Below are 5,829 nucleotides of genomic sequence, written 5' to 3'. Positions count from 1 at the left end.
GGCCTGGTTGCGTGATGTGATCAGCAAGATCAGCGACTGGCAGTCGAACCGAGTGCATGAACTGCTGCCCTGGAACCTCTCAATCGTAAAATAATATTTACACTACGGCCCTCGTGGGGCGCTTACGCTTGACCGGCGTTGTGGGCCTGCATCAGGCCACTAGACTTACGACGCCGCGGTACGCGGCGGCCAGATGGCGGGCAGCGGCAGACCCTCGCGCGGGCGCCGCGCTGCCGGACATTTGCCGTCCGGTCCACGCGGGTATAATTGCGCGCAATAGTAACGCTATTTGAGATTTATTTCTATTCGAATAATGAGGTAATTGATTTACATCAGCTGGCGTCGAGGTAGGGCTGCATGTCGACGTGGAACAAACGTCCGAAATTGGCGGCGGTGGTGGCGGCCGCCAGCTGCGTTAGGGGCACGCCCTTGAGCGTCGCCATAAACTCCGCCACATCACGCACGTAAGCCGGCTGATTCTCTTTGCCGCGATAAGGCACCGGCGCCAGATAGGGGGAGTCCGTTTCCACCAGCAGCCGATCCAGAGGGACATAGCGCGCCGCCTCGCGCAGCGCCTCCGCATTGCGAAAGGTGACGATGCCGGAGAACGAGATGTAAAAGCCCAGGTCGAGCAGCGCTTTGGCGGTGTCACGATCTTCGGTGAAGCAATGCAGTACGCCACCGCATTCGCTGGCCTGCTCCTCACGAAGGAGGGCCAGCGTGTCTTCACGGGCGCTGCGGGTATGCACAATCACCGGCTTATTCAGCGCGCGCCCCACGCGAATATGTTCGCGGAACACCGCCTGCTGCTGCGCCTTGTTATCCTGCTGATAATAGTAATCCAAACCGGTTTCACCCAGCGCCACCACGCCATCCCCCGCCGCCAGACGCCGCAGTTCGGCGAAATCGTAGGGCTCATCGAGATTGAGCGGATGGATGCCGCAGGAAAACAACACATCATCACGGCGGCCTGTCAGTGCCGTCATGGCATGAAAACCCGGGAGCGTGGTACATACCGCCAGCATCAGTTTCACATCGCGCGCGCGGGCCTTGTCCGCAACATCCGCCACATCCCGGTGCAGAGTTTGATAATCCAGGCCATCGAGATGGCAGTGAGAATCGACTAAAAACATAATTTACCCTTAATCCTACATCACAAGGAAACGCTGGCAGCCGCCACGCCTTGCTCCCAATTGAGCAAGTGGTGGGTCAGCAAGAGTTCGCGATTGACGCCGCTTATCTCCTGCCACTGACGCAGGCATTGCAGCCACTGCCGCCACTGCGCGTGCAGTACGACGGCCGGCCAGCGCGCGGCCAGCGCGGCCACCAACTCCGTCCTGTCGGTATTAACCAGAAATGCCTGCGCGCCCTGCTGCCATTTCAGCGCATCGGTCAGCAGGCTGAGCAGCCAGTGCAGCGGCCCATCATCTTTATCCCGGTTCAGCGCCGGCAACAGCGCGAGAAAATCGCCGCTGGCGTGGGCCTCCTCTAGCGCCGCGCACAGCGTCAACCGCTCCTGCCAGCGCGTCGGCTGAAGCAACGCCTCCGCCGCCAGCGGCGCGTTGGCGCACAGGCGCAGAGCGGTGCGAGCCGACAGCGGGTCTTCATAGCCCGCCTGGTGCAGCCAGCGCAGGCCCAGCGCCTCATCCGGGGCCGGCAGCGGCCAATAGAGACAGCGGCTTCTAAGCGTCGGCAACAGGCGCGACGGCGTCTGGCACCCGAGCAGAAAATAGGTGTCTTCCGGCGGTTCTTCCAGGGTTTTCAGTAACGCGTTGGCCGCCTGCTCGGTAAGCAGCTCGGCGTGGGGGAGCCATACCACTTTCACCCCGCCCTGACGGGCGCGGCCATAAACGCTGTCGATAATGGCGCGAATAGCATCTACCCCCAGACTCTGGCGGCCTTTTTCCGGCTCCGGCTGATAAAAGTCGGGGTGGTTGCCGGCCATCATCAGCCGGCAGCTATGGCAAACGCCGCAGCTTTTAATACCGTCCGGCTGCCGGCACATCAGCCAGCGGCTCAGCGCATAGCACAACGACGCCTCGCCGATGCCAGGCTGGCTGTGCAGCAGCAGGGCGTGATGCCCGCGCGCTTGCTGATAGCGCGCCAGGATCTGCCGATAGGGGGCGTTGAGCCAGGGATACCATTTCATAACGATGGCGCCTGGGTACGCAACCACTGCGTCAGCTGACGGCGGATGGCGTCGCTCACTGCGGCAAGCGGCTGGCTGGCGTCAATGGTGACGATACGATCGTCCGCCGCCGCCAGCGCCTGGTAACGCGCCCGGGTACGGTCGAAGAACGCCAGCGATTCTACCTCGATGCGATCGAGCTCGCCACGGGCGCGGGCGCGGGCCAAACCGAGCGCCGGCGGGATATCCAGGTACAGCGTCAAATCGGGGCGAAAATCCCCCAGTACCGCATCGCGCAGGGTTTGCAACAGGTGCGCATCCATGCCGCGTCCCCCACCTTGATAAGCCTGGGAGGAAAGATCGTGGCGGTCGCCCACCACCCAGGCCCCTCGGGCCAGCGCCGGCTTGATAACCCCTTCCACCAGCTGGACCCGCGCGGCGTACAGCATCAATAATTCCGCGCGGTCGGTGACCGGCTCGTCACCCGCCCCGTCTTTAATCAGCGTACGCAGCGCCTCCGCCAGCGGCGTGCCGCCCGGCTCGCGGGTAAAAACCACATCGCGAATACCCTGCTGCCGCAGGACGTCCACCACCTGGGCAATCGCGCTGGTTTTGCCGGCGCCTTCCAGGCCTTCAATCACGATGAATTTACTGTTCATGGTTTTCCTTTGCATTTTGCCGCTGCCGATATTGCTGCACCGCCTGGTTATGGCTCGCCAGATTGGTGGTAAAGACATGGCCGCCGCGCCCGTCGGCGACAAAATAGAGATAAGCGCTCTTTTCTGGATGTGCGGCGGCTTCAAGGGAAGCCTGGCCGGGCATCGCAATCGGCGTCGGCGGCAGCCCGGTAATAATATAGGTATTATACGGCGTCGGCGTGGTTAAATCCTGCCGCGTGATAGTGCCGCGATAATCGTCGCCCATACCGTAAATCACCGTCGGATCGGTCTGCAATTTCATCCCGCTACGCAGGCGGTTGATAAACACCGACGCCACCCGCGCCCGCTCCTCCTTCACCCCGGTTTCTTTCTCGACGATAGACGCCATGGTCAACAGCGCCTGCGGCGTCTTATACGGCAGGCCCTCGGCCCGCCCCTGCCAGATTTCCGCCAGCGTGGTCTCCATGCGCTGGCGGGCGCGCTTGAGCATCGCACTGTCGGAAGTATTGGCGGTATACAGATAGGTATCGGGATAAAATTGCCCTTCCAGCACGCTATCTGCCGGCGCCCCCAATTTGGCGCCCAGCGTCTGCGGCGTGACGCCCTGCAGATCGTGTTTCAGATAAGGGGCCCGGGCCAGCACGGCCAGCCACTCTTTAAGCGTCGACCCTTCAATGAAGCGGATGGCAAACTGCGCTTCTTTGCCGCTGACCAGCAGCAGCAGCAGATCGCGCACCGTCATTCCCGGTTTCAGCCGATAGGTACCGGCCTTCACCGGCGCCAGCTTCGGCTCCAGCGCCATCAGCCAGGGCAACCAGCCGACATGGCGCGCCAACTGCCGCTGGCGCAGCAGATTTTCCAAGCCGGTCCCGGCCGGTAGGGTAAAAATCGTTTCCTGCTTGACGAGCAAGGGTTCGGCGGCGAAATGTTTTAACCGCAGCAGACAGCCGACGGCCAGCGCGAGCAGCACCAGTGACAGCATGATCAAGGGCCGTTTCATTTTCATCGTTTACTTTTTTTCCCTTCCAATCTCGCGGGCCGACCAGACGGCGGCCAGCCCAACCTCTTTTCGGCTCGATGCCCGTCAACACAGTGGGCAAAGCTGCTGATACAGCGTTCTGTCGGCATAGTGCCGACCGTCTATCGCCCTTACCGGCACCACCGGCAACAGCGCGTTAGTGATGAACACCTCATCCGCCGTTGCCAGAGCATCGGGACCGACGGCAACCTCCGCCAGCGCATAGCCTAACGCCGGCAGCAACGACATGACGTGACGACGCATCACACCCGCGACGCCGGCATAATGCAGCGTGGGGGTAAACACGTCTCGCCCCCGGCGCCAAAAGAGATTGGCGCTGGCGCACTCCACCACCACCCCTTCGCTATCCAGCACCAGTGCTTCATCAGCATCGGCGCGCTCAAGGTGGGCGCGGATCAGCACTTGCTCAAGCCGATTATTATGTTTGATCCCCGCCAGCAGCGGATTTCGCGCCAGCCGTACCGGGCTTTGATGTAGCTGCACACCGTCCTGGCGCCAGCGGGGGTAATGCGCCGGCGAGCGCGAAACGATGCGCACCGGCGCGCCACAGCCACTGAAACTATAGCCGCGGCCGCCGCTGCCGCGGCTGATTAACGCTTTGATGACGCCTTCGCCGCCCCCTTTGGCCATAGGTATCTACACATCAGGGAGGAGGCTTAAGAGCAACTCTCGCTAAATGAGTAAGTTCTTCCAGACTATATTCCGATAATAATTTTAGTGTATTCAACAAGATGGATAGGCCAGCGAGCAGAGCAGGAGCGCTCTCTCTGCGGCCTCGCTTTTGCTGTCGTCCTGACAAGCGACATATCAGCTGGCGGGCTGCCGCATTTTCTTCTCCTTCAGCGCGTTGCAGCCGCCATACCAGAACAGCAGCCATACTGGCTATTAACAACCTGCGTAGTACGGCTGGCGCGCTGCGCTGAAGCCATGTTTCTACGTCATGTCCGGCACCTTTCAGCAACTTAAAAAATGATTCAATATTCCAGCGCCAGTAATACCAACGAGCTACTTCCTCGCAGGTGATCTCGCTGCAAACGTTTGTAAGCAGCGTCCAGCGTCCCACCACATTACCGAGATCATCCGTAAGCCGAACAACAACCAATCTGACCGTCAGAGGCTCTCCAGGTTGGATTTTTATGCGGCGGCCGGTTTCTTTATCTTTACGCTTCTGCTGCGCAGCTCGGGTTATGACTATCGAGGTTTCACTGATTTCCATATCAGCTTTTTTCCCTTTCCAGTCTACCTGTCCGCATCCGTTGTATGGCAGAAGAGCAGCAATCTCACCAATTTTCAATGAATTACCTTGCCACTCTGCACCATGTCCTTCTTTTCCTCGGATAAGCCAGCATATTCCTTGAGTACTCAACGTCCGCATATGTCCAATAGAGTCACCCTCTCTATCAATTATATGAATCAGCTTTTTACCTATATTAAGCGATTCCACACGGGCAATATCGGTCGTCAAGGCGTCCATATGTGTCTGCCGTTCGGACAGTCCTTCCGCCAACGTTGAATGACAACCGGTTGCATCGGTAAGTGTCTGAGATAGAGGCGCTATTGGCAAACCCGTGCCAGCATCAACCAGCAAGCTGCTTTGAAGTTCATATCCAACATCGCCACCGTGCGTCATTTTTAAGCGTCCGTATTTGGCATGATGGTAAAGAAATTGTAAACGTGACCAATCATGAACAACGAGAGCGTATGGATGCGGGCTAAGCGAAATTTGCTCAAGTGCTAGCGAAATAATTGGCTCATTGAGTTGACTGAAGCTAATTCGCTTATTATTCAGAAAACGCCAGACAGCTTGGGTAGTTGCGAAAGTTGATTTTTGAGCACTTGCGAGGTCTTTAACCGCAGAAGCAAGAAGAGCCGCGGGCGTCATATGCTGTTTAACCAGCGTCTGATATCGGCGGGTAAGGCGAGAGTCAATCCCGCCAACAGATAGGTTGAAATCATTCTGCAAAGTAATAACAGGTATCACGATAAATGTGTAGATACCTATG

At 58.7% G+C, this 5,829-nt stretch carries 6 protein-coding genes and 1 pseudogene; 1 reads left to right on the top strand and 6 read right to left on the bottom strand.

Features of this window, described 5'->3' with window-relative positions; all coding sequences use genetic code 11:
- Window positions 1–7 precede the first annotated feature (7 nt).
- The gene (locus CINSTRO3249_RS16665) at window positions 8–94 is read left to right on the top strand and encodes a hypothetical protein (RefSeq protein ID WP_371441378.1); all 87 of its coding nucleotides are present in this window, start codon (window positions 8–10) and stop codon (window positions 92–94) included.
- Between the two features lie 238 nt (window positions 95–332).
- Here the strand turns inward: CINSTRO3249_RS16665 and CINSTRO3249_RS11845 are convergent, their stop codons facing one another.
- The 6 genes and pseudogenes from CINSTRO3249_RS11845 to CINSTRO3249_RS11820 all read right to left on the bottom strand — a co-directional run.
- Window positions 333–1,133 (bottom strand): metal-dependent hydrolase, encoded by an 801-nt coding sequence (locus CINSTRO3249_RS11845; protein WP_074013428.1) that lies wholly within the window; start codon window positions 1,131–1,133, stop codon window positions 333–335.
- A 20-nt stretch (window positions 1,134–1,153) separates the two neighbouring features.
- The gene (gene holB / locus CINSTRO3249_RS11840) at window positions 1,154–2,149 is read right to left on the bottom strand and encodes a DNA polymerase III subunit delta' (RefSeq protein ID WP_074013427.1); all 996 of its coding nucleotides are present in this window, start codon (window positions 2,147–2,149) and stop codon (window positions 1,154–1,156) included.
- Window positions 2,146–2,787 (bottom strand): dTMP kinase, encoded by a 642-nt coding sequence (gene tmk / locus CINSTRO3249_RS11835; RefSeq protein WP_074013426.1) that lies wholly within the window; start codon window positions 2,785–2,787, stop codon window positions 2,146–2,148. Before tmk ends, holB begins: the two co-directional genes overlap by 4 nt.
- Window positions 2,777–3,793, bottom strand: a complete 1,017-nt coding sequence (gene mltG, locus CINSTRO3249_RS11830) for an endolytic transglycosylase MltG (protein ID WP_074013425.1) — start codon at window positions 3,791–3,793, stop codon at window positions 2,777–2,779. Before mltG ends, tmk begins: the two co-directional genes overlap by 11 nt.
- 78 nt (window positions 3,794–3,871) lie before the next feature.
- Window positions 3,872–4,453, bottom strand: a pseudogene (pabC, locus tag CINSTRO3249_RS11825) (aminodeoxychorismate lyase); the annotation flags it as partial.
- Between the two features lie 16 nt (window positions 4,454–4,469).
- Window positions 4,470–5,829: flagellar biosynthesis protein FlhF (locus tag CINSTRO3249_RS11820; RefSeq protein WP_254304262.1), on the bottom strand; the 1,360-nt coding region annotated here is incomplete at its 5' end.

The sequence above is a fragment of the Candidatus Sodalis sp. SoCistrobi genome, from assembly GCF_900143145.1.
Taxonomy (GTDB): Bacteria; Pseudomonadota; Gammaproteobacteria; order Enterobacterales; family Enterobacteriaceae; genus SoCistrobi.
Note: the sequence above shows the minus strand (reverse complement) of the source record. Positions and strands in the feature narration are given on the sequence as shown.

Excerpts from the sequence above, each read along its gene's own strand:
- CINSTRO3249_RS11845 (WP_074013428.1), bottom strand. The coding sequence starts at position 1,133 with ATGTTTTTAGTCGATTCTCACTGCCATCTCGATGGCCTGGATTATCAA.
- holB (WP_074013427.1), bottom strand. The coding sequence starts at position 2,149 with ATGAAATGGTATCCCTGGCTCAACGCCCCCTATCGGCAGATCCTGGCG.
- tmk (WP_074013426.1), bottom strand. The coding sequence starts at position 2,787 with ATGAACAGTAAATTCATCGTGATTGAAGGCCTGGAAGGCGCCGGCAAA.
- mltG (WP_074013425.1), bottom strand. The coding sequence starts at position 3,793 with ATGAAAATGAAACGGCCCTTGATCATGCTGTCACTGGTGCTGCTCGCG.